This is a genomic window from Pseudarthrobacter sp. NBSH8 (assembly GCF_014217545.1).
Classification (GTDB): domain Bacteria; phylum Actinomycetota; class Actinomycetes; order Actinomycetales; family Micrococcaceae; genus Arthrobacter.
Genome location: NZ_CP043178.1, coordinates 2,008,983 through 2,033,083, shown reverse-complemented (window position 1 = coordinate 2,033,083; position 24,101 = coordinate 2,008,983). Strand labels below are relative to the sequence as shown.

19 protein-coding genes and 1 pseudogene are annotated in these 24,101 nt (G+C 64.1%); 3 read left to right on the top strand and 17 right to left on the bottom strand.

Annotation, left to right across the window (positions count from 1 at the left end; all coding sequences use genetic code 11):
- Positions 1 to 31 precede the first annotated feature (31 nt).
- A complete protein-coding gene (pgl, locus tag FYJ92_RS09355) occupies positions 32 to 802 on the top strand; it encodes a 6-phosphogluconolactonase (RefSeq protein WP_255482395.1) in 771 nt (256 codons plus the stop codon).
- Here the strand turns inward: pgl and FYJ92_RS09350 are convergent.
- From FYJ92_RS09350 to FYJ92_RS09270, 17 genes and pseudogenes are all read right to left on the bottom strand, one after another.
- A complete protein-coding gene (locus tag FYJ92_RS09350) occupies positions 755 to 1,150 on the bottom strand; it encodes an RNA polymerase-binding protein RbpA (RefSeq protein WP_185260493.1) in 396 nt (131 codons plus the stop codon). The two genes, pgl and FYJ92_RS09350, sit on opposite strands and share 48 nt — an antisense overlap.
- A gap of 133 nt (positions 1,151 to 1,283) precedes the next feature.
- Positions 1,284 to 1,541 (bottom strand): preprotein translocase subunit SecG, encoded by a 258-nt coding sequence (gene secG, locus FYJ92_RS09345; RefSeq protein ID WP_160670806.1) that lies wholly within the window; start codon positions 1,539 to 1,541, stop codon positions 1,284 to 1,286.
- 51 nt (positions 1,542 to 1,592) lie between these two features.
- Complete coding sequence (gene tpiA / locus FYJ92_RS09340; protein ID WP_185260492.1) at positions 1,593 to 2,408, bottom strand: triose-phosphate isomerase; 816 nt, start codon at positions 2,406 to 2,408, stop codon at positions 1,593 to 1,595.
- 87 nt (positions 2,409 to 2,495) lie between these two features.
- Entirely contained in the window at positions 2,496 to 3,722 is a 1,227-nt protein-coding gene (gene pgk / locus FYJ92_RS09335; RefSeq protein WP_185263580.1) for a phosphoglycerate kinase, read from the bottom strand.
- A 10-nt stretch (positions 3,723 to 3,732) separates the two neighbouring features.
- On the bottom strand, positions 3,733 to 4,743 hold the full coding sequence (gene gap, locus FYJ92_RS09330) for a type I glyceraldehyde-3-phosphate dehydrogenase (protein ID WP_185263579.1): 1,011 nt from the start codon (positions 4,741 to 4,743) through the stop codon (positions 3,733 to 3,735).
- 264 nt (positions 4,744 to 5,007) lie between these two features.
- Positions 5,008 to 5,634 (bottom strand): superoxide dismutase, encoded by a 627-nt coding sequence (locus FYJ92_RS09325; protein ID WP_185263578.1) that lies wholly within the window; start codon positions 5,632 to 5,634, stop codon positions 5,008 to 5,010.
- A 111-nt stretch (positions 5,635 to 5,745) separates the two neighbouring features.
- Positions 5,746 to 6,726, bottom strand: a complete 981-nt coding sequence (gene whiA, locus FYJ92_RS09320) for a DNA-binding protein WhiA (protein WP_056339766.1) — start codon at positions 6,724 to 6,726, stop codon at positions 5,746 to 5,748.
- 9 nt (positions 6,727 to 6,735) lie between these two features.
- A complete protein-coding gene (gene yvcK / locus FYJ92_RS09315) occupies positions 6,736 to 7,755 on the bottom strand; it encodes a uridine diphosphate-N-acetylglucosamine-binding protein YvcK (RefSeq protein ID WP_185263577.1) in 1,020 nt (339 codons plus the stop codon).
- Complete coding sequence (gene rapZ, locus FYJ92_RS09310; RefSeq protein ID WP_185263576.1) at positions 7,755 to 8,678, bottom strand: RNase adapter RapZ; 924 nt, start codon at positions 8,676 to 8,678, stop codon at positions 7,755 to 7,757. The genes yvcK and rapZ overlap by 1 nt, the downstream gene beginning before the upstream one ends.
- Before the next feature lie 72 nt (positions 8,679 to 8,750).
- The gene (gene uvrC, locus FYJ92_RS09305; protein ID WP_185263575.1) at positions 8,751 to 10,757 is read right to left on the bottom strand and encodes an excinuclease ABC subunit UvrC; all 2,007 of its coding nucleotides are present in this window, start codon (positions 10,755 to 10,757) and stop codon (positions 8,751 to 8,753) included.
- A gap of 12 nt (positions 10,758 to 10,769) precedes the next feature.
- Entirely contained in the window at positions 10,770 to 11,438 is a 669-nt protein-coding gene (locus FYJ92_RS09300) for a 1-acyl-sn-glycerol-3-phosphate acyltransferase (protein WP_185263574.1), read from the bottom strand.
- Positions 11,425 to 12,138, bottom strand: a complete 714-nt coding sequence (locus FYJ92_RS09295; RefSeq protein ID WP_185263573.1) for an HAD hydrolase-like protein — start codon at positions 12,136 to 12,138, stop codon at positions 11,425 to 11,427. The genes FYJ92_RS09300 and FYJ92_RS09295 overlap by 14 nt, the downstream gene beginning before the upstream one ends.
- 78 nt (positions 12,139 to 12,216) lie before the next feature.
- Positions 12,217 to 15,144 (bottom strand): excinuclease ABC subunit UvrA, encoded by a 2,928-nt coding sequence (gene uvrA / locus FYJ92_RS09290; RefSeq protein WP_185263572.1) that lies wholly within the window; start codon positions 15,142 to 15,144, stop codon positions 12,217 to 12,219.
- A 47-nt stretch (positions 15,145 to 15,191) separates the two neighbouring features.
- Entirely contained in the window at positions 15,192 to 15,572 is a 381-nt protein-coding gene (locus FYJ92_RS09285; RefSeq protein ID WP_185263571.1) for a GntR family transcriptional regulator, read from the bottom strand.
- The gene (locus tag FYJ92_RS09280; protein ID WP_185263570.1) at positions 15,569 to 17,383 is read right to left on the bottom strand and encodes an ABC transporter ATP-binding protein; all 1,815 of its coding nucleotides are present in this window, start codon (positions 17,381 to 17,383) and stop codon (positions 15,569 to 15,571) included. Before FYJ92_RS09280 ends, FYJ92_RS09285 begins: the two co-directional genes overlap by 4 nt.
- Positions 17,380 to 19,125, bottom strand: a complete 1,746-nt coding sequence (locus tag FYJ92_RS09275; protein WP_185263569.1) for an ABC transporter ATP-binding protein — start codon at positions 19,123 to 19,125, stop codon at positions 17,380 to 17,382. The genes FYJ92_RS09280 and FYJ92_RS09275 overlap by 4 nt, the downstream gene beginning before the upstream one ends.
- Before the next feature lie 150 nt (positions 19,126 to 19,275).
- A pseudogene (locus FYJ92_RS09270) lies at positions 19,276 to 20,062 on the bottom strand (trans-aconitate 2-methyltransferase).
- Between the two features lie 97 nt (positions 20,063 to 20,159).
- Between FYJ92_RS09270 and FYJ92_RS09265 the strand changes: the two are divergent.
- Positions 20,160 to 22,706 carry an RNA helicase gene (locus FYJ92_RS09265; RefSeq protein WP_185263568.1) on the top strand — a complete coding sequence of 849 codons (2,547 nt, stop codon included), beginning with the start codon at positions 20,160 to 20,162 and terminating at the stop codon, positions 22,704 to 22,706.
- Between the two features lie 11 nt (positions 22,707 to 22,717).
- The gene (locus FYJ92_RS09260) at positions 22,718 to 24,088 is read left to right on the top strand and encodes a CoA transferase (RefSeq protein ID WP_185263567.1); all 1,371 of its coding nucleotides are present in this window, start codon (positions 22,718 to 22,720) and stop codon (positions 24,086 to 24,088) included.
- Positions 24,089 to 24,101 lie beyond the last annotated feature (13 nt).

Genomic DNA, 24,101 nt, shown 5'->3' with positions numbered 1-24,101 from the left:
AGTTAGCATCCATCCCGATTCGTCCGTCCTGATGGCCGCCATCGCGGCCCGCCTGATCACCAAGCTAGTGGATGTGCAGGACAAGCACGGTGAGGCCACGGTGGTGCTGACCGGTGGCACAGTAGGCATCGGAACGCTGAAGGCGGTTGCGGATTCTCCGGCGGCGCCCGCCGTCGACTGGTCCAGGGTGAATTTTTGGTGGGGTGACGAGCGGTTTGTCGGTACCGACGATCCCGACCGGAACACCAGTCAGGCGTTTGATGCACTCCTGTCGAGCATTCCGGTTGATCCGGCAAGGATCCACCAGCCGGGCTCCTCGGATGACTTCGACACGCCCGAGGAAGCCGCCGAAGGCTATGCTCGCAGGCTCCGGGAAGCAGCCCAGGCCGAACACGCGGCGGACATGTCCGACGACCGTCCGGACCAGCCGGGAGTACTGCCGCGGCTGGATGTGGTGCTGCTGGGCGTTGGTCCCGACGCCCACGTGGCCTCTCTCTTCCCCGAGCAGGGCGGAATCCGGGAGAAGGAGCTGACAGTCGTTGGCGTCCGGAATTCGCCGAAGCCGCCACTGCAGCGCATCTCACTTACGCTTCCGGCCATCAACACTGCGGCCGAGGTCTGGATGGTGGTGGCCGGTGAGGACAAGGCCGGTGCGGTGGGCCTGGCCCTGGCCGGCGCCAACCCGGTGCAGGTTCCGGCGGCAGGCCCGCGGGGAACCTCCCGGACCCTGTGGCTTATCGATGAAAACGCGGCGTCACGTGTCCCGCAGCAACTCGTCCGCAAGGACGCCACCGGCGCGTAGTTTTTCCAGGGCTCCGGCCAGGACTGCTTCGGCGTCCTGGTCGGAGCGCCGTTCTTTAACGTATTCAAGATGGGTCTTGAAGCCTTCGTCCAGCGGGTCGGGCAGGTCGGCGTCCTTGCCGTCCCGTGATGCCTGAGCCCCGCAGCGCCGGCAGTCCCAGACGGAGGGAATTTGCTCGTCCGGCAGCCGCAGGAAGACAAGCTGGGTCTCATGCCCCTTGGCGCACCAAAAAGAAACCCGGATACGGGGCACTCTTTCGCCTGAGGCAGCTTCTGACTGGTTCTTGGGACCGGCTCCTTCTGTCACACCCACCCGGGTGCCACGGAACGCTGACGCACTATGTACCATCTGGACTCCTGGCTGCTTAAACGACGCTGTTTAAACGAAATTAAACGAAACTGTGGCTGTTGGGAGCCAACAGCCACAGTTTAGTTCGGAGATCCTCATCGCGGCAGTGCCGGGCGACAATCAGTTGCAGAGTCTATGAGTCTCCTGCGCCGCTGAAGCGCATAATCAGGCCGAGGGCAATGATCACGACGCCCCAGGTGACGCCCAGGATCACGGTGAACCTGTTCAGGTTCCGTTCGGCAACGCCGGAGGAGCTGAGGCCGGAACTCATACCACCGCCGAACATGTCCGACAGCCCGCCGCCCCGTCCCTTGTGAAGGAGGATTAGCAGGGTCAGCAGAAGGCTGGTGATGCCCAGGAGAATCTGCAGAATGACATGAAGAACGTCCACGACGGCCTTTCAGAAGATTGGAATTGCGGGAGCCTGGAACTGCGTGACGGACTAGTCCGTCACCAGGTGACTCTCGAACCTAACAATATTAGCAAACTCCGCGGGATCGAGGCTGGCCCCGCCGACCAAGACACCGTCGACGTCGCGCTCCTTCAGGATCGCGGCGACATTGTTTGCCTTGACCGAGCCGCCGTAGAGCAGCCGGATCTTTGCTGCAACATCGTCACCGAAGAGGTTGGCCAGTTCCGCGCGGATGGCAGCGCACATCTCCTGAGCGTCCTCCGGCCCGGCCACTTCACCGGTGCCGATGGCCCAGACGGGCTCGTAGGCCACCACAAGCTCTGCCGCCTGCTCGGCGGCCAGACCGGCGACGTTCGCCCGGAGCTGTGTCAGGGTGTGCTCGACATGGGTGCCGGCCTGGCGGATTTCCAGACCTTCGCCAACGCAAAGGACCGGGGTGACACTGTGCTTGAACGCTGCCTTGACCTTGGCGTTGAGGACGTCGTCTGATTCCTGGTGGATGGTGCGGCGTTCGCTGTGCCCCACCAGGACGTAGCGGCAGCCCAGCTTGTTCAGGAACTGGCCGGAGGTGTCGCCGGTGTAAGCGCCCGAATCGAACTGGGAGAGGTCCTGGCCGCCGTAAGAAATGTCCAGTTCATCACCCTGGACGAGTGTCTGCACACCGCGGAGGTCGGTGAATGGCGGGAAGACAGCCACCTCAACCCGGCTGTAGTCGTGCTTGGCGTCAGACAGGGTCCAGGCCAGCTTCTGCAGGAGGGTGATGCCCTGGACATGGTCCATGTTCATCTTCCAGTTGCCCGCAATGATAGGCGTGCGGTCAAAAGCGCCGTTCGTTGACGTAGTCACGTGTTCTCCAAAAGTTCTTGATATATGTGCGGCCGGCAGGGTGCCCGCGGGCATCCTGCCGGCCGGAGGACTTGGCAGTCCAGGTTCCTAACGGTCCAGGACGCTGAGTCCCGGGAGTTCCTTGCCTTCGAGATATTCCAGGCTGGCGCCGCCGCCGGTGGAAATGTGGCCGAACTGGTCGTCAGCGAAGCCGAGCGTCCGCACGGCGGCAGCGGAGTCCCCGCCGCCCACCACGGTGAACGCGTCGGCCTCAGTGAGGGCCTTGGCTACGGCGCGGGTTCCGCCGGAGAATGCTTCGAACTCGAAAACGCCCATGGGCCCGTTCCAGAACACCGTTTTGGCGTCCTTGATCCGGTCCGCAAAGGCGGCGGCAGAGTCCGGACCGATGTCAAGGCCGATGCCCTGTGAGCCGAAGCTGCTGCCTTCGATGCCGTCCGCGGGGACGGTCTCGTAGTCTGCGTCGGCCGCGAACTTACTGGCCACGATGACGTCGGTGGGCACGATGAATTCAGTGCCGGCTCCGGCTGCCCGTTTCAGGTAGTCCTGGACAACCGGGATCTGGTCTTCTTCCAGGAGGCTGCCGGCCACGCTGTGGCCTTCTGCCGCCAGGAACGTGAAGAGCATGCCGCCGCCCACCAGGATGGTGTCGGCTTTGCCGATGAGGTTGTCGATGACCGCCAGCTTATCGGAGACCTTGGAGCCGCCGAGTACCACCACGTAGGGCCGCTGCGTGTCAGCCGTCAGCTTCCGCAGAACCTCCACCTCGGTGTGTACGAGATCGCCCTGGTAGGACGGGAGCCGGGTGGCGACGTCGAACACACTGGCGTGCTTACGGTGTACGGCACCAAAGGCGTCGTCAACGTATGCACCGTTGGGCCCTGTCAGGGCTACCAGTTCGTCCGCGAAGGCGCCGCGTTCGGCGTCGTCCTTGCTGGTCTCCCGGGCGTCGAAACGCACGTTCTCCAGGACGAGGACTTCGCCGTCCTGAAGCGAGGCAGCGAGTTCCTTCGCTGAGCTGCCCACCGTGTCCTGCGCGAGCGAGACCTTGAAGGCGGCGAGTTCGGCGAGCCGCGCTACGGCAGGCTGGAGGGAGTACTTTTCCTCCGGAGCGCCCTTGGGGCGTCCGAGGTGGGCTGTTACCAGCACGCGGGCACCGGCGTCCGTGAGCTTTCCCAGTACTGGCAGAGAGGCCTTAATGCGGCCGTCGTCAGTCACTGTAGAGCCGTCGAGCGGCACATTCAGGTCACTTCTGACAAGAATGTACCGCCCGCGGACACCTTCAGCGATCAGTTCGTTGAGGGTGTGGAATGTCATGTGTCTAACCCTAGCCCAGCTTGGCTGCGACGAGCTCCGTGAGGTCCACGAGGCGGTTGGAGTAGCCCCATTCGTTGTCATACCAGGAAACAACCTTGACCTGGTTGCCGATGACCTTGGTCAGGCCCGAGTCGAAGATTGACGACGACGGGTCCCCGACGATGTCCGAGGAAACGATCGGAGCGTCGGTGTAGGTGAGGATGCCCTGGAACTCTTCGGACTCCGAAGCCTTCTTCAGCGCTGCATTGACTTCCTCGACAGTGGTCTCGCGGGAGACGGTGACCGTGAGGTCAGTGGCCGAGCCGGTGGGGACAGGCACTCGGATGGCGTAGCCGTCCAGCTTGCCCTTGAGCTCAGGCAGGACCAGTCCGATCGCCTTGGCCGCACCCGTGGAGGTGGGGACCATGTTGATGGCGGCTGCGCGCGCACGGCGGAGGTCATTGTGCGGGCCGTCCTGCAGGTTCTGGTCAGCCGTGTAGGCGTGGATGGTGGTCATCAGGCCACGCTCGATGCCGAAAGTGTCGTTGAGGACCTTGGCCAGCGGGCCCAGGCAGTTGGTGGTGCAGGACGCGTTGGAAATGATGTTGTGCGCCGCGTTGTCGTACAGGCCGTCATTGACACCCATCACGATAGTGATGTCCTCATCGGAGGCCGGTGCGGAGATCAGGACCTTCTTGGCGCCTGCATCGATGTGCTTCTGCGCGGCAGCGGCCTTGGTGAAGAAGCCGGTGGACTCGATGACGATGTCCACGCCCAGCTCGCCCCAGGGCAGGTTGGCGGGATCGCGTTCGGCGAGAACCTTGATGACGTTGCCGTCGACAACAATGTTGCCATCCTTGACTTCAACGGTTTCCTTCAGACGGCCGCCGACGGAGTCGTACTTGAGCAGGTGGGCCAGCGCCTCAGGGCTGGTGAGATCGTTGACGGCAACGATCTCCAGGTCCGCGCCCTGAGCGAGGGCTGCGCGGAAGTAGTTGCGGCCGATGCGGCCGAAGCCGTTGATACCAATACGGGTCGTCACTTGTTCAGTCTCCTTGGTGCCTAAATAAGCACAAATTAGTTGAGCGGGCGTTGAAGCCAACTAACAGATCCCGCACGCCATTGGGCAGAGATGATTAACAGATCGGAGGGCGACCAGCCACGTTGCTGAAGGCAGACCGCCTTCCGTGATCCATCTTACGTTTAAGTTGGTCCGCCCCCGCAAGTGCGGGGGCGGACCAACCGCATTCCGGCCGAAATCACGCCGAAATGTGAAGTTTGTTACACGTACATGTACTGCAGGTCACTACGGCAGGGTAATGAGGCCCGTAGCGTTGGTGCGTGCAGCATCGAAGCGCTTGGCGACATCTGCCCAGTTGACGATGTTCCAGAATGCCTTGACGTAGTCAGCCTTGACGTTTACGTAGTCCAGGTAGAAGGCGTGCTCCCACATGTCCAGCATCAGCAGCGGCGTGGTGCCGAGTGCTACGTTGCCCTGCTGGTCGTAGAGCTGCTCGATGACCAGGTTGCCACCGATCGGCTCGTAGGCCAGGAAGCCCCAGCCCGATCCCTGCAGGCCTAGGGCCGCGGCGGAGAACTGGGCACGGAAGGCGTCAAAGGAACCGAAGGCGTCATCGATGGCAGCTGCCAGTTCGCCCTCGGGCTTGTCGCCACCGTCCGGGGACAGGTTGTTCCAGAACACCGAGTGGTTGATGTGGCCGCCGGTGTGGAACGCGAGGTCCTTGGACAGGCGGTTGATGTTGGCGAAGTCGCCCTTGGCGCGTGCCTCTGCCAGCTGGGCAAGGGCATTGTTGGCACCCGCAACGTACGCGGCGTGGTGCTTGCTGTGGTGCAGCTCCATGATGCGCGCCGAAATGTGCGGCTCAAGCGCTGCGTAGTCGTAGCTGAGTTCTGGCAGTACGTACTCGGTCACAAAATCCTCCAATGTCGTGGACGGTCTGTCCGGGTTGTAACTCTCGGATTGTGCATCCGGATGACTGGCATCCGGAAGATCAGGGTGAACGCTCTGATTCTAGGGGCGCCGCTACTCATCCAGCATCTCAGGCGTCACATTGGCATCAGTGCCGGGGATCCCCAGATCGATGGCCCGCTTGTCCGCCATGGCCAGAAGCCGGCGGATGCGGCCGGCGATGGCGTCCTTGGTCATCACCGGATCGGCCAGGCGCCCGAGCTCGTCCAGGCTTGCCTGTTTATGGGCCACGCGGAGTTCGCCGGCGTATTTGAGGTGGTCCGGTACGTCGTCGCCCAGGATTTCAAGTGCCCGGTCAACCCGGGCGCCGGCGGCCACGGCCGCTTGCGCGGAGCGCCGAAGGTTGGCGTCGTCGAAGTTGGCGAGCCGGTTGGCCGTAGCCCTGACTTCCTTGCGCATCCGGCGTTCTTCCCAGACCATCAGGGCGTCGTGGGCGCCCATCCGGATGAGCAGGGCGGCGATGGTGTCGCCGTCGCGGATCACTACCCGGTCCACTCCCCTGACCTCGCGGGCTTTCGCCTGGATGCCGAGACGGCGGGCTGCGCCAACGAGGGCAAGCGCGGACTCGGGCCCCGGGCACGTGACTTCCAACGATGACGAACGGCCCGGTTCGGTGAGCGAACCATGGGCCAGGAAAGCACCACGCCAGACGGCCTCTGCGTCAGCGGCCGAGCCGTTGACCACAGCCGAGGGAAGCCCCCGCACCGGCCGGCCACGGCCGTCCAGGAGACCTGTCTGGCGGGCCAGGGACTCGCCGTCGCGGACTACCCGCACCACGTACCGGCTGCCGCGGCGCAGTCCCCCGCCGGAAACAACAATGATCTCGCTCTGGTGCCCGTAAACCTCCGCGATGGCTGCCCGGAGCCTGCGCGCCGTTGACGCGAGGTCAACCTCGGCCTCGATCACGATCCGGCCCGAGATGATGTGCAGGCCGCCGGCAAAGCGCAGCATGGCCGAAACCTCCGCCTTGCGGACTGAAGATTTCTTGATGTCCAGGCGGGACAGTTCTTCTTTGACCGATGATGTCAGTGCCATGGCACCTTCCTAACTGTTCCCAAAAATGTCGTGGTACGCCGCTGCCAGACGCAGGGGGTCATGGACGGGTCGGCGGCCCGACGCCCCCACTTTACCCAAGACAACCTCGGCGCCGATCATCCCGGCGGCTTTCTCGAACTCCTGCCGGTCCTGCACCGACGCGGGATCCGCCAGGACGACGTCGACGCTGAAGTCCGGCGCATACCGGTGGAGGGCGTACAGGTGGTCCGCCGCAGACATGCCCGTGGTCTCTTTGGTGTCCGTTGCCAGGTTCATGGTGAGGCAGCGTTTTGCCGCCGTGGCACTCAGTGCCGCCCGCATTTCGGGGAGCAACAGGTGCGGCAGCACGGACGTATACCAGGACCCCGGCCCGAGGATGACCCAATCGGCGAGCTCGATGGCTGTCAGGGCTTCAACGCAGGCCTGCGCCTGTTCGGGCAGGAGCCGGACCTGTTCCAGCGAACCGGCAACGGCGCAGCGCGCCTGCCCGCGGATCGTCTGGAGCGCTGACGTGCCGTCAGGTGCGGTGACGCGGATGTCGCCTTCGATGGTCAGCGGCACGGTGGACATCGGAAGCACCTGCCCCCGGGCGCCGAGCAAGGCGCCGGCCCACTTCAGTCCGGCCACGGTGTCGCCCAGAAGCTCCCAGAGGGTGACGATGAGCAGGTTGCCCATTGCGTGCTCGTCCAGCGATCCGCCGCGGCCTTGGCCGGGCCGGAAACGGTGCTGCATCACGTCACGCCACGTGCGGCCCCAGTCCGTGTCATCGCACAAGGCGGAGAGTGCCATCCGCAGGTCTCCGGGCGGGAGGACGCCGTACTCGTCGCGCAGACGCCCGGAAGACCCGCCGTCGTCCGCCACAGTGACAATGGCGGTCAGCTCGGAGGTGAGCAGCCGCAGCGCCGAGAGCGAAGCGGACAGGCCATGCCCGCCGCCGAGCGCGACAACATTGGGGCCCTTGTCCTGCTGGCCGGCTGCCGTTCCGCTGGAAATCGGTACCAACGGGAGGGGCCCGGTGAACATCCCCATTATTCGCGGCCCAGATCCCGATGAGTGGTGGTCACGGTCACGCGGGGATACTGTGCCAGTTTCTTGGAAAGTTCGACGGCGACCGCCACCGACCGGTGCTTGCCGCCGGTACAGCCGACGGCAATGGTGGCGTAGTGCTTGTTTTCGCGCCGGTAGCCGTCCAGGACAGGCTCGAGGGCCAGGACATAGCGGTCTACGAAGTTTTTCACGCCTTCCGCCTCGAGGACATAATCACTGACGTCCTTGTCCAGGCCCGTATGCGGGCGAAGCTGCGGAACCCAGTGCGGATTCGGGATGAACCGGACGTCCGCAACGTAGTTGGAATCCACCGGCAGGCCGTACTTGAAGCCAAAGCTCATGACGTTGAGCCGCAGTGCCACCGGGCCGGAATCGCTGAAGAGTTCCGTGATGGCGGTAGCCAGGGCGTGGACGTTGTAGGTGGAGGTATCCAGTACGACGTCGGAGCTGTCGCGCAGTTCCTTGAGCACCTCCCGTTCGGCGGCAATGCCGTCGAGGATGCGGCCGCCTTCCTGGAGCGGATGGGGCCTGCGGCCCTGCTCGAACCGGCGGACCAGGACGTCGTCCTTGGCGTCGAGGAAAAGGACCCGGAACTTGACACCACTGGCGGCGAGGGCCCCCAGGGCCGCACGGACGTCGACAAAGAGGCCTTTGCTGCGGACATCCATCACCACGGCCAGCCGCGGAATGGACTGCGGCGCGTGGGACACAATCTCGGCCAGGGTGCCGAGCATCTGCGGCGGCAGGTTTTCCACGACATACCAGCCATGGTCCTCAAGTGCGTCCGCGGCGGTGCTGCGTCCCGCCCCTGACATACCGGTGACCACCAGCAGTTCCGCTTCGACGGGCTTGACCGGCGTCATGCCGTCCTGCCCTGTCCCGGATTCCGCTGTAGAGTCTGCCATTCGTTCCGCCCCGTTTCTGTCCAGATGAAGGCAGGCAACCGCAATGGCGGAAACCTGCGTTCCTTACCCTACCTAGGTTTCAATGATTTCGCCGGTGGCCATATTCACGGCCGGAACTGCATCGCCGGCCGCATCTTCGCCGCTGAAGTGGGCCACGATGGCGTTGGCAAGGGCCGGCCCAATGCCCTTCGCCGACGTGAGCTCGGCTGCGGTGGCGGCTCTGACACCCTTGACGGACCCGAAGTGGGTGAGCAGCGCCTTGCGTTTGGACTCACCCAGGCCTGGCACGCCGTCCAGCGCCGAGACAGTCATGGCCTTACCGCGCTTCTGCCGGTGGAAGGTGATGGCGAAGCGGTGGGCTTCGTCACGGATCCGCTGCAGCAGATAAAGTCCCTGCGATGTCCTGGGCAGGATCACAGGGAAGTCGCTGTCCGGCAGCCAGACTTCCTCAAGCCGTTTGGCCAGGCCCACCACGTACACATCCTCGATGCCAAGGTCCGCCAGCGCCCGGGCGGCTGCGTTGACCTGGGGCTGGCCGCCATCGACCACCACCAGGTTGGGCGGGTAGGCAAACTTCGCCCGCGGCGCTGCAGTAGTGGTGTCCAGGATGGCGGCATCGGCAGCCGCTTCCACGGCGGCTTGATGCCCCGGCAGGGCGGACGCCTCGACCTGCGCCGACCTATCCTGCAGGTAATACCGGAAGCGCCGCGTCAGGACATCATGCATGGCGGCGGTGTCGTCCGCAGCGGCGGCCCCGGTGACGGAGAATTTCCGGTAATCGGACTTCTTGGGCAGCCCGTCCTCGACCACCACCATGGAGGCCACGACGTTGGTGCCCTGGACGTGGGAGACGTCGTAGCATTCGATCCGCAGGAGCGCCACGGGCAGGTCCAGGGCTTCCTGCAGCTCCTGGAGTGCCTGGGAGCGCACGGTGAGGTCCCCGGCGCGGCGGGTCTTATGCACTTTGAGCGCGTGTTCGGCGTTTTCACGGACGGTGGACATCAGCGCAGCCTTGTCGCCGCGCTGCGGCACCCTGATATCCACCTTGGCTCCCCGCAGGCCGCCGAGCCATTCCGTCAGTTCCGCCGCGTTGCTGGGCTCTACGGGCACCAGGACTTCGCGGGGCAGCCGCCCATGGCTGTCGCCGTCGTCGCCGTAAACCTGCTGCAACAGGTGTTCCACCAGATCCGGGGTGGTGGCATCCTCCACTTTTTCCACCACCCAGCCGCGCTGGCCACGGATCCGGCCGCCCCGGACGTGGAACACCTGGACGGCGGCTTCCAGTTCGTCCTCGTGCAGCGCGAAGACATCGGCGTCGGTATCGTCGGCGAGCACTACCGCATTACGCTCAAAGACCTTCCGCAACGCGGTGATGTCGTCACGGAGCCTCGCGGCACGCTCGTAGTCGAGAGTGCTGACAGCCTCGGACATCTGCTTTTCGAGCTTGGTGATGAAGCGTTTGGCCTCACCGCCCATAAACGCGCAGAAGTCCTCCGCCAGGACCCGGTGTTCTTCCGGGGTGACCCGGCCAACACAGGGGGCGGAGCATTTATCGATATAGCCCAGCAGGCAGGGCCGGCCGCTCGCCTGGGCCCGTTTGAGAACGCCGGCGCTGCAGCTGCGGACGGGAAAGACCCGCAGCAAGGTGTCCATGGTTTCCCTGATGGCGCCGGCCGTGTAGGGACCGAAGTACCGGGTGCCTTTGCGGCGGTCCCCCCGCATGACCTGGACCCTGGGGAGCTTCTCGCTCATGGTAAGGGCCAGGTACGGATAGGTTTTGTCGTCGCGGAAGACCACGTTGAACCGGGGCTTGAATTCCTTGATCCAGGTGTATTCGAGCTGCAACGACTCCAGTTCGCTGCCCACCACCGTCCACTCGACGCTGCTGGCCGTGTGGACCATTGCGTGGGTTTTGGGCAGCAGGCCCGCCGGGTTCGCGAAGTAGGAGTTCAGGCGCGAGCGAAGGCTTTTAGCCTTGCCGACGTAGATGACCCGGCCGTGTGGATCGCGGAACCGGTACACCCCGGGGTTCGTGGGAATTTCACCCGTCTGGGGCCGGTACGTTGCTGGATCTGCCACTACTTCATTCTACTAATCCGTGCTCTTACTTTGGTTGTAGCTGGTGGAGCGTTCCTGGCCACTGAGTTCGGCGATTGCATCCATGATGCGGTCCGTCACCTGGCGGCGCGCCGGCAGCGAATGATCCGGGCCGGTCTTGTCGAAATACAGAGGCTCCCCCACCTTCATGGTGAAGTGATGCGGCCTGAAGCCCTTCTCACCGGCCGGCTGCAGGTTTTCCGTCCCGATCAGGCCGACCGGGATCACAGGAACTCCGGTTGCCAGTGCAAGCCAACCCACACCGGTGCGGCCGCGGTAGAGAATACCGTCCCGCGACCGTGTGCCTTCAGGGTAAATGCCGATGCCCTTGCCGGACTCCAGGATGTCCAAGAGGGTTTTGAGCGCCTGGACGCTTGCTGCCTGCTCGCCGCGCTCCACGGGGATGGAGCCCACGGACTCGAAGAAGGATTTCATGACCTTTCCCTTCACGCCACCCGTGGTGAAGTACTCGGCTTTGGCGAAGAAGGCCACCGGCCGCGGCATCAGCGCCTGGACAATGACGCTGTCAAAGAAGGAGAGATGGTTCGGCGCCACAATGAAGGGCCCCTCTTTTGGGACATTTTCAAGGCCGAGGACGGTGGGCCGGCAGGTGCCCGCTACGAGCCCGCGAAATGTCCAGCGGACCGCCTCAAACAGCGCCATCGTTGCGCACCTCACTCATCGCGGCGGTGTGGATGGCTTCGAGGCGCGCGATGGCGGCGACCATGCCCGCGGCGGTGTCCACCACGGTGACGGCCCCGGCTTCCTCGAGTTCGCCGTCGGGGGCGAATCCCCAGCCCACGCCGATGCAGTCAAGCCCGTTGGCGATGGCTCCCGCCACATCCTGGGCGCGGTCACCCACCATAACGGCATGCTGGGTGGACAGGTCGGTCAGTGCCGCGGCGATGATCTCTGCCTTGCCCACCGGGCCGTCCGTTGACAATTCGTTGTCTGCCGAACCCCTGATGGACTGGAACATCCCGGCGATACCGTGGTGGCCCAGCACGATCTGCGCCAGCCCTTCGGGCTTCTGCGTGGCGACGGCCACCGGCCTGCCTTCCGCAGCAAAAGTCTCCAGCACTTCCTTGATCCCGGGGTACAGCCGGCTCTGGGCTATCCCCGTGGCCAGGTAGTACTGCCGGTACGTCCGGATGACCTCGTCCAGCATCTCGGCCGGAACCTTGCAGACACTCTGGAGTGCGTCGCTTAGTTTCGGGCCGATCATCGAGTGCAGGACGTCCTGGCCGGGAACCGGCAGACCTGCGGCGGCCAGGGCGGCTGCAATTCCGTCGGATATACCGCCGGCCGGATCGACAAGAGTGCCGTCCAGGTCAAAGATCACGGGCACTGTTGTTTGAGTCACCGGCTTAGTTTCTCACGACACCGAGCATGCCCGAAACTCGCATGCCCGACACGGCATACGAGTTTGGAAGCCAACTGCCTAGCTCAGTATTTCCGCGAGGAAGGATGCCGTGTGGCTCTTGGTGGATTTCGCCACCTGCTCGGGAGTGCCGGTGGCCACGATCTGCCCGCCGCCCGAACCGCCGTCCGGTCCAAGATCCACGATCCAGTCGGCGCTCTTGATGACATCCAGGTTGTGTTCGATGGTGATCACGGTGTTGCCCTTGTCCACCAGTCCCTGAAGGACCATCAGGAGCTTGCGGATGTCCTCGAAGTGCAGGCCCGTGGTGGGCTCGTCGAGGACATAAACGCTGCGTCCGTTGGAGCGCTTCTGCAGTTCCGCGGCAAGCTTGACGCGCTGGGCTTCGCCGCCGGAGAGGGTGGTTGCCGGCTGTCCCAGCCGGACGTAGCCGAGGCCCACGTCCACGAGCGTGTTCAGGTGCCGGGCGATTGGCGAGAAGGCTGCGAAGAACTCCGCACCTTCTTCGATGGGCATGTTGAGCACATCCGCGATGGTTTTGCCCTTGTAGTGCACTTCAAGGGTCTCGCGGTTGTACCGTGCGCCGTGGCATACCTCGCAGGGAACGTAGACGTCCGGCAGGAAGTTCATTTCGATCTTCAGTGTGCCGTCACCGGCGCAAGCTTCGCAGCGCCCGCCTTTGACGTTGAAGGAGAACCGGCCTGGCAGGTAGCCGCGGACTTTGGCCTCGGTGGTTTCGGCGAAGAGCTTTCGGATGTTGTCAAAGACGCCGGTGTACGTGGCGGGGTTGGACCGGGGGGTTCGCCCGATGGGGCTCTGGTCCACGTGCACCACCTTGTCCAGGTGCTCCAGGCCCATGATGCTCTTGTGGCGTCCGGCTACCTGCTTGGCGCCGTTGAGCTTGTTGGCCAGCACTTTGTAGAGGATCTCGTTGACCAGCGTTGACTTGCCGGAGCCGCTGACGCCGGTCACGGCGGTGAACAGTCCCAGGGGGAAGGCCGCATCAACGTTGATCAGGTTGTTTTCACGGGCCCCGACGACCTTCAGCTCACGCTTCTTGTCATATTTGCGCCGCTTCTTGGGGATGTCGATCTGCTTGCGGCCGGACAAGTAGTCGCCGGTCAGTGAGTTGGTGTTGGCCAGGAGGTCCTGGTACGAACCGGAGTGGACGACCTGACCGCCGTGCTCGCCTGCGCCCGGGCCAATGTCAACGATCCAGTCCGCCACCTGGATGGTGTCCTCGTCGTGTTCCACAACGATGAGGGTGTTTCCCATGTCCCGGAGCCGTGTCAGGGTGTCGATGAGCCGGCGGTTGTCGCGCTGGTGGAGGCCGATGGAGGGCTCGTCCAGGACGTAAAGGACGCCCACCAGGCCGGAACCGATCTGGGTGGCGAGGCGGATCCGCTGCGCTTCGCCGCCGGACAAGGTGGCGGAGGGGCGCTCAAGGTTCAGGTATTCCAGCCCGACGTCGAGCAGGAAGGTCAGCCGGGCCTGGATTTCCTTGAGCACCTGGTGGGCGATCTGGGCCTCGCGGCCGGTCAGGACCAGGTTGTTCAGGAAGTCCGCGCACACCCGCATGGGCATGGCCGCTACTTCTGCGATGGACTTGCCGTTGATCAGGACGGACAACGAGGCGGGGTTGAGCCGGGCGCCATTGCACGCAGGGCACGCGATCTGCCGCATGTATTCTTCATAGCGGTCGCGGGCCCACTCGGAGTCCGTCTCGCCGTGCTTGCGGTGGACGTACTGGATGGCACCCTCGAAGCCGGTGCTGTATTTACGTTCCCGTCCGAAGCGGTTCTTGTATTGGACAACCACCTTGTGGTCCTTGCCATGCAGGACAGTCTGGCGGACGTCGTTGCCCAGCTTCTCCCAGGGTGTGTCCATGGAGAATCCGAGCTCATTGGCCAGCCCTTCGAGCAGGCGGTTCCAATACTCAGTGGTTGCGGTGCCCAGTGACCACGGCGCGATGGCGCCCTCGGACAACGACAGCTCCGGGTTCGGAATAATCAGTTCTTCGTCAACCTCGAGCCGTGTACCGATGCCGCTGCACGCGGAACAGGCGCCGAAGGGATTGTTGAACGAGAAGGAGCGCGGCTCGATTTCATCGATGGCCAGGGGGTGTTCGTTGGGGCAGGCGAGGTTCTCGGAAAATGCCCGCAGCCGTCCCGGCGCGTCTGCGTCCAGATCGACGAACTCGGCCAGTACCCGGCCTTCGGCCAGGCCAAGCGCCGTTTCAACGGAATCCGTAAGGCGCTGGCTGATGCCTTCCTTGACCACCAGGCGGTCCACCACCACTTCAATGGTGTGCTTGAACTGCTTGCCGAGTTTGGGGGGCTCGCTCAGCTGGATCAGCTCGCCGTCCACCCGGGCACGCGAATAGCCCTTGGCTGTCAGCTCCTTGAAGAGGTCCACGAACTCGCCCTTGCGCCCACGTACCACCGGCGCCAGGACCTGGAAGCGTGTGCCTTCCTCAAGCTCAAGCAGCTGGTCCACGATCTGCTGCGGCGTCTGCCGGGCCACAACCTCGCCACATACGGGGCAATGCGGCCGACCCACGCGTGCCCACAGCAAACGCATGTAGTCATAAATTTCGGTTATGGTGCCAACCGTGGAGCGGGGGTTCTTACTGGTGGACTTCTGGTCAATCGATACCGCAGGCGAGAGGCCTTCGATGAAATCGACGTCCGGCTTGTCCACCTGGCCGAGGAACTGACGGGCATAGGCCGACAGTGATTCAACGTAGCGCCGCTGGCCCTCGGCGAAGATGGTGTCGAATGCCAGCGATGACTTCCCAGAGCCGGATAGCCCGGTGAAAACGATCATCGCATCACGGGGCAGATCCAGGTCCACATTGCGCAGGTTATGCTCCCGCGCGCCCTTGACCACAAGGCGGGAGAGGTCTGGCCGGGCAGGCGTGGCTGGGGCCTGGGTAACGGCGACGGGGACGGATTCGACTGCTGTTTCTTCAGCTACGGCTTTAGGCACCCACTAATGCTAATCGAAAACTTCTTCGAATATCCATGCGGGTCCGGCTAGCCGGCGTCGTAGGCTGCTGCCAGTAGCTTGACTGCTTCGGCAAAGGTGGCGCCTTGGGCCTTTGCCACCGATGCATAGGAGTTGGCGGCAAGGGACAGCGCATCCTCCCGCTCATCACGCGCGCACACCAGGGTGCCGTTCCTGCCCTTCGTGGCCACCACACCTGCTGCCTCCAGCTCCTTGTACGCCCGTGCAACGGTGTGGGGCGCGACGTCGAGCAGCCCCGCCAGCGTACGCACTGCCGGCAGCTTGGTTCCCGGCGGAAGGGCGCCACTGTCCGCCAGGCGGATTACATGCAGGCGCAGCTGTTCAAACAGTGGCACCGTGCTCGACTGATTGGGCGTCCAGGTGCCGGGGAACGGACCGCCTGAGGTCATCGTCCGGCCTCCAACGTGCCGGCGCGGCCCGCACGTCCGGCGAACTGCGCGTTGTAGAGCCGCGCATAGCGGCCGTTGGCTGCCAGGAGGCTTCGATGGGTTCCCTGCTCTGCAATGCGTCCGTGTTCCATGACCAGAATTAGATCAGCGTCCCGGACAGTGGACAAACGGTGGGCAATGACAAAGCTTGTTCTTCCCCGGCGCAGCCTCTGAGTTGCCTGGCGGATCAGGGCCTCCGTCCGGGAATCCACCGAACTGGTTGCCTCGTCCAGGACCAGGACAGCGCGGTCCGCCAACTGCGCCCGGGCGATGGAGATCAGCTGGCGCTGCCCCTGGCTGAGCGGCTCTCCGCCGTTGCCCAGCACCGTGTCGTATCCGGCGGGCAGCGACCTGATGAGGTGGTCCACATGGCTCGCCTCTGCTGCCGCGGTGACCTCCGCATCTGTGGCCCCAGGCCGGCCGTATTCGATGTTCTCCCTGATGGTGCCGGAAAACAGCCACGCATCCTGGAGCACCACCCCAAAACCTTCACGCAGGACGTCCCTCTGGATATCAGCGATGTTGGTACCGCCGATGGTGATCCTGCCGGCGTCGACCTCATAGAACCGCGTGAGGAGATTAACAATGGTGGTCTTACCGGCGCCCGTATGGCCGACAATTGCCACAGTCCGCCCCGGTTCCACCGTGAACGAGAGTCCACGGACCACCGGGTCAGTCCGGACATAGCCGAAGGTGACATCGCTGAACACAATCCGACCGCCCGGACCGGCTTTGCGGCCATCGCCTTCACGCTCGGCAGGTATCTCCTCAGCATCGAGCAGGTCGAACACGCGGCGCGCCGATGCCACACAGGACTGGATGACGTTGAGCATGCCGCCGATCTGGCCCACAGGTTGGGTAAAAAGCCGACTGAACTGGATGAACGCCTGGATCCCGCCGATGGTCATGGCCCCCATGGTGACCTGGAGCGCCCCCACCACCGCCACGGCGATGTAATTCACATTGGCAATAAGGACCATCAACGGCTGTACCATGCCCGATGAATATTGGGCACGTGCCGATACCCGGGCAAGGCGGTCGTTGCTTGCCTTAAAGGCTGCAGCCGCCTGGTCCTGGTACCCGAAAGCCTTGATGACCTCGTGCCCGGTGACAAACTCCTCCACGTGCGCGTTCAATTCACCCGTTTCGGTCCACTGGCGGGCAAAATGTGCTTGGGATTTCCGGGCCACCATAACGGTGATAAGGGTGGACAGCGGCACTGATACAAGAGCGATCAGTGCCAGGAGCGGAGAGATCCACAGCATCATGGCCAGGGCACCGCACAGCATCAGGAAGGACATAATCAGCTGCGTGAGGACCTGGCTGAGCGCTTGCGAAATATTGTCGATGTCGTTGGTGACGCGGCTCAGGACGTCTCCCCTGGACTGCGTCTGAAAGTAGGTGGAAGGAAGCCGGTGCAGCTTGGCCTGGACGGATGCCCGGAGGCCATACATCAGGCCGTGTACCGCGCTGGCTGTCAACGCTCCCTGGATCCAGTTGAACAGGGAAGCGCCGACGTACATCGCGGCAACGGCGGCCAGCAGAATTCCCAGCCGCTGCCCGTCGAGCACTCCACTGTAGACCCCATCCACCACCACATCGGTGGCATCACCGAGGTAGTTTGGCGCCGCGACGTTGAGGACAACAAAAGCGCAGGTGGCCGCAACGGCGCCCAGCATCCGGCCCCGCGACGGGCGCAGCAAGGCAAGGACACGTCGTGCTGTGGGCCAGAAGCCGTCGGGCGCCGCCCCGGAGCCGGGCAAAGCCGTCATGGCGCGTCATCCAGTGCCAGTTGAGACTCGGCGATTTCCCTGTAGGTGGCAGATGTCTCCAGCAACTGCAGGTGCGTCCCCTCTGCGACCAACCGGCCGTCGTCGAGTACCAGGATCTGGCCGGCGCCGGCAACGGTGGAGATCCGCTCCGCCACGACAATGACCACTGCGCCGTCAAGTGCCAACTCCAGGGCATCCCGCACCCGGGCCTCGGTGGCAAAGTCCAGCGCGGAAAAGCTGTCGTCAAACAGATAGACGGGAACTCTCCGCAGGAGGGCACGCGCAATGCAGAGGCGCTGCCGCTGGCCGCCGGAGAGGGTAGTTCCCCCCTGCCCGACCTCTGTGTCCATACCCCGCGGCAGCGCACGGACGAAGCCGGCCGCCTGGGCTGTCTCCAAGGCTTCCCATAGCTGGCCGTCGGATGCCTTCGGAGCTGCGACGCGGAGGTTGTCGGCGATGGTTCCGGAGAAAAGATGCGACCTCTGCGGCACAACCGCCATGGTCCGGCGGAGGACGTCCAAGGGCATGGAACAGATGTTCCGGCCGCCGATGCTGATGGTTCCGGCCGTGGAGTCCAGGAAGCGGGGCACCAGGCTCAAGAGTGTCGATTTTCCGCTGCCCGTGGAGCCGACGATGGCAACGGTGGTTCCTGGCCGGGCTGTGAAGCTGATGTCTTCAAGTACTGGATTTTCGGCGCCGGGGTAGGAGAAACTCACGTTCCTGAAGGTGACGTTGCCGCCATCCAAGGGGCTCCCATGGCCGGTACCACGGGACGTCTGCTGGTCCTGGACTGACGGTTTTGTGTTGAGCACGGCACCCAACCGTTCTGCGCAGGCGGCGGCCCGCGGAGCCGTCATAAACACGTACATGGCCATCATGATCGCCAGCAGGATCTGCAGGATGTAGGCGATGAAAGCCGTGAGGGCGCCGATGTTCATCCCGCCGTCATAAACCCGATGGCCACCGAACCACACCACGGCCACCGATGACAGGTTGACCACAATCATGATCAGCGGCAGCATGCCGGCCACGAGCAGCGACGACTGAAGGTTATTGCCGGTGAGGCTGGTGTTGGTCTTCGCAAACCGGCGTGTTTCGTGTCCCTGCCGGACGAAGGAACGGATCACATTTGCGCCGATGATCTGCTCACGAAGGAGTTCACCCGTCCGGTCCAGGAGCTCCTGGCCCTGCCGGTAAAGGGGCACCAGGCGCCGGACGATGAGATACATGATCAGCAGCAGGATGGGCATGATGACGATTACGACGCTTGAAAGAACTATGTCCTGCTGCCATGCCAGCAGGACGCCCCCGGCCGCCATGACCGGCGCCGCCACCAGCATGGTGAAAACCAGGACGGCGAACGACTGGATCTGCTGGGTGTCGTTAGTGGCCCTGGTGACGAGGCTTTGTGTGCCGAAGGCTGCAACTTCCTGGGAAGAAAGCGACTGGATCCTGGTGAAGACCTCGCTGCGCAACTGGTGCCCGACCTTCATGGCCACCACTGCCCCGAAGTAGCCAGCGGCGATGGCCGCCGCCGCCTGCACCGCAGCGATCAGAGCCATAACAGTGCCCAGCCGGAAGATTTCCGGAGTATTCCCGGCCACGATGCCGTCGTCGATGATGGCAGCGTTAACGGTGGGCAGGAGCAGGTTGCCTGCGGTCTGGACGAGCTGGAGAGCAACGATTGCGGCCACGACACCCTTATGGCCAGCCAGAAGCCGGGCCATTAAGCCGAAAAGCATCGCACCTCCAGGACGGGATTTGGGAGGCTGATGAGGGTCCGGCCGTTTTGCCATCCCCAGGAGCCGCTGTCGTCATTGTAACCAGCATCACATTCTCTTCTTAGTCATGGGGCAATACCGACCATGTCGAGAACATCAAACGAATGGAGTTTATGTGCTGGGCTGCTTTTGCGCTACGGCAAAGATCCTCCGGAAGGGAAACACCGTGCCATGGACCGTTCCCGGGTACGCATCCCGCAGGGCTGCCGCATACTCGGCTTCAAAGACGAGGCCGTCCTCGGCTGAAAGGACCGCCACGACCGGGCGCAACGCCGTGCCTCGTACCCAGTTCAGCACCGGGTCTGTCCCCGTTAGGACCTGCTGGTACGTGGTTTCCCAGGCATCAGCCGTGCAGCCCGCGTCCAGCATGATGCGCAGGTAGTCTGTGGGCTCCCCCACGGATTCCCCCCCCGCGAATTAACCCGTCGAGCCGGGAAGACCAGAGGGCGGAACCCGCGAGGTCCCGCATCAGGGCATGGGACGGGGCGTTAAAATTTCCCGGCACCTGCATGGCGAACCAGGCACCGGGCTTGAGCGCCGCCAGCCAGCCCGCCAACATTTCCTGATGGCCCGGCACCCACTGAAGGGCGGCGTTGGTGACCACCACGTCGGTGTCAGCCGGGGGCGTCCAGGCCGCGATATCCGCCAGCCTGAAGCTGAGGCCCGCATGGCGGGCTGCCTGCGCGGCCGCCTTGTCCAACATCTCCCCGGACGAATCGAGCCCCACCACTTTCGCTTCCGGCCATCTCCGGGCGAGGGTGGCCGTGAGGTTCCCTGGACCACAGCCCAGATCCACAACGTGCCGTGGACAGTCCGTCTGGATCCGCCCCGTCAGGTCGAAAAAGGGCCGGTCGCGGTAGTCGCCGAACTGGACGTACTTTACGGGGTCCCACTTCACAGTTACCTCCATCGCCTAGTGCTGTCTGGCAGTACCGCGAGCCTAACCCGGGCCCGCCCGGATATCAGGCACCGGCTGGGCACTAAGCTGGAAATCAATGAAACTCGTTGACCAGCTGCCTGTCCTGCCCGCCCCAAACCCCTCCGGTGCAGGCATCGACCCGGACGCCCTGTACACCCAATTCCTGGAGTGGACCGAAAGCCGGGGCCTGGAGCTGTACACTGCCCAGGACGAGGCCATCATGGAGCTGGCCACCGGTGCCAACGTCATCCTCGCCACGCCCACCGGTTCCGGCAAGTCGCTGGTGGCCATCGCGGCGCACTTCCAGGCCATGGCAAGAGGCCAGCGCAGTTACTACACCGCGCCCATCAAGGCGCTGGTTTCCGAGAAGTTCTTTGCCCTGTGCGACATCTTCGGCGCAGAAAACGTTGGCATGATCACCGGTGACTCAGGCGTGAACCAAAACGCGCCGATCATCTGCTGCACGGCAGAAATCCTTGCGAACATCGCCCTCCGCGAAGGAACCGCCGCCGAACTCGGCGCGGTCATCATGGACGAATTCCATTTCTACTCCGACCCCCAGCGTGGTTGGGCCTGGCAGGTCCCGCTGATGGAGCTGCCCCAGGCCCAGTTCCTCCTGATGTCCGCCACCCTGGGTGACGTCAGCCGGTTCGAGGCCGGCATCACCGAGCTCACGGGACGGCCCACCACCACCGTGAGTTCAGCCGAGCGTCCCATTCCGCTGCACTACTACTATCACCAGACGCCGGTCCACGAAACGCTCGAGGAACTCCTCTCCACGCGCCAGGTCCCCGTCTATGTGGTGCACTTCAGCCAGATCGAGGCCATTGACCGAGCCCAGACGCTGATGAGCATCAACGTCTGCACCCGCGAAGAGAAGGACAAGATCGCCGATCTGATCGCGAATTTCCGTTTCGCCGCAGGCTTCGGTAAGACGCTCAACCGGCTGGTCCGGCACGGTATCGGCGTCCATCACGCCGGCATGCTGCCGAAGTACAGGCGGCTCGTGGAACAGCTTGCCCAGGCGGGCCTGCTTAAGGTGATCTGCGGTACGGACACGCTGGGCGTGGGCATCAATGTGCCCATCCGCACCGTTTTGCTCACCGCACTGAGCAAGTACGACGGCGTACGCACCCGTCCGCTTAACTCCCGGGAGTTCCACCAGATTGCCGGGCGGGCCGGCCGCGCGGGATATGACACCGCAGGGACAGTGGTGGTCCAGGCTCCGGAACACGTGATCGAAAACGTGAAGGCCATGGCCAAGGCCACCGCCAAATTTGGTGATGACCAAAAGAAGCTCCGCCAGGTTGTCAAGAAGAAGCCGCCGGAGGGCTTCGTTTCCTGGGGCGAGCCCACTTTCAAGCGCCTTGTGGAATCCGTGCCCGATCCTCTGTCCTCAAGTTTCAGTGTGACGCATTCGATGTTGATGAACCTGATGGAACGGCCCGGCGATCCGTTCACGGCGGCTCGCAGGCTGCTGACCGAAAACCACGAGTCCCGGTCCTCGCAGCTGCGGCTGATGAAAAAAGCCTTGGGAATCTACCGGGAGCTCCTTGCCGCCGAGGTGGTGGAGCGCATCCCGGCAGAAGAGCAGGGCCACGACGGCAGGACCGTCCGGCTCACCGTCCATCTGCAGGCCAATTTTGCCCTGAACCAGCCGCTGTCGCCGTTTGCACTGGCGGCGCTGGAGCTCCTTGACCCGGATTCGCCGTCGTACGCCCTGGACGTGGTGTCGGTGATCGAGGCGACCCTCGAAAAACCCCGCCAGATCCTCTCCGCGCAGCAGAAAAAGGCCCGCGGGGAAGCGATTGCCTCGATGAAGGCTGATGGTATCGAGTATGACCAGCGCATGGCCATGCTGGAGGACGTCACCTATCCGCAGCCACTCGCGGAACTTCTGGGCGAAGCCTTCGAGGTCTACCGCAAGGCCGCGCCGTGGGTGGGCGACTTTGAACTGGCGCCCAAGTCCGTGGTCCGCGACATGTACGAGCGCGCCATGAACTTCGGCGAGTTCGTCCAGTTCTACGGGCTGGCCCGCTCCGAGGGCATTGTGCTGCGCTACCTCGCCGACTGCTTCAAGGCGCTGCGCCAGACCGTGCCGCAGGACATGCTCCGGGAGGACCTTGAGGACCTCATCGCATGGCTTGGCGAACTGGTGCGGCAGGTGGACTCCAGCCTCCTGGACGAATGGGAGGAGCTGGCGTCCGGCGCGATGCCCACCCCGCACGACGCTCCCCCTCCCCCACCGCCGTCGCTTACGTCCAACGTCCGCGCCTTCCGTGTGATGGTCCGCAACGAGATGTTCCGCCGTGTGGAACTGTTCGCGGACGAGAACGCAGCAGCCCTGGGCGAGCTCGACGGCGGCGCAGGCTGGGGTGCCGACCGCTGGGAAGACGTCCTGGACGACTACTTCGATGAACACAACGACATCGGCACCGGCCCGGATGCCCGCGGCCCCGGGCTGCTCATGATCACCGAAGAGCCCGGGCTGTGGAAGGTCCGGCAGATTTTCGACGATCCGGCCCGCAACCATGACTGGGGCATCTCCGCAGAAGTGGACCTGGCAGCTTCCGACGAATCCGGGACGGCAGTGGTCCGGGTCACCAACGTCAACCGGCTCTAGGCTGTGACCCAGTGGACTCGGTCCCCGACCTGACGGGCAGCCTTCGGGTTTTGTTGGCCCTCGAGGCCCAGCCAGTCGCGCCAGCCAACGGTCCACGGCAGTGGTGGAACGGCCCGCTGGACGTCGAGGGGCTGGCCTTGGGGGCGGTCCAGGCAGCAGCGACGTCGCTGAACGCACTAGTTGGTGTGCCGGACAGGTACTCGCTGGCATCCGGAGCCACGGCAGCGTCCTTCGATTCGCTCGGACACCTGCGGATCGCAGGCGCGAAACCCGAAGGATTCGCTCCGACGTCCGGCTTCCGGCGCACGTCGGACGGCTGGATCCGTCTGCACGCCAATTATCCCCACCACGCAGCCCGGCTGATGGCGGCACTCTCCGTCAGCACGGCACAGGATGTGGAACAGGCCCTGCTAAGCATGACGTCCCTGGCAGCCGAGGACGCCATCACGGCCAACAAGGGCGTCGCTGCTGCCGTGCGCACGCGGGACGAGTGGGCCGCGACCCCAATGTATGAGACGCCTGGCGCCGGGCCGTGGATCCGCATCTCCCGTCCACCGACGGACGCCAATGAAAGTCGGCAGCTCCCCCGGTGGGTTCCAGGAGCAGTTCCGCGCCACCCCCTGACCGGGCTCAAGGTGCTGGACCTGACGCGCGTCATTGCCGGTCCCACGGCCACGCGCCTCCTGGGCGCCCTTGGTGCGGAAGTACTGCGCATCGACCCGCCCCAGCTTCCGGAGTTGAGCGACGTATTCGTTGACTCCGGCTTTGACAAGCGCAGTGCGGAGGCGGACTTCCGGGAGCCAGAGGTGATGGAAGCAGTCCGGGGTCTCATTGAGTCTGCCGACGTGGTGGTCACGGGTTACCGCGACGGCGGGCTGGACCGCTTCGGGCTGGCGCCCGAAGCGCTGCTGCAGGCACGGCCCGACCTGGTGACAGTCACCCTCAGTGCGTGGGGAAGCGGCGGGCCCTGGAAGGGACGGCGCGGTTTCGACAGCCTCGTACAGGCCGCGTGCGGCATAGCCGAACGGTATGGCCGGACGACTGATGACGGGTGGAAGCCTGGGGCGCTGCCAGTGCAGGCACTGGACCATGCCACCGGATATGGCCTGGCGGCGGCAGCACTTGCCTTGCTGGCCGAACGGCTCCGAAGCGGACGTGGCGGCGCGGCCCGGCTTTCCCTGGCCGGCAGTGCCGAAGAATTGTTCCGGCTCCCCGCATTGGCCGGCCACAGTGCTTCCCTGCCGGAACCGGACTTCCGCGTGATGGAGAGCCCCTACGGCCGCCTCCGGTACGTTGGACCACCCATCATGGCGGACGGTGCTCCTCTTGAATACGGCAAGGGACCAGTCCGCTACGGGACATCCCAGCTTCGCTGGCAGTAGGGATCACGGCCCC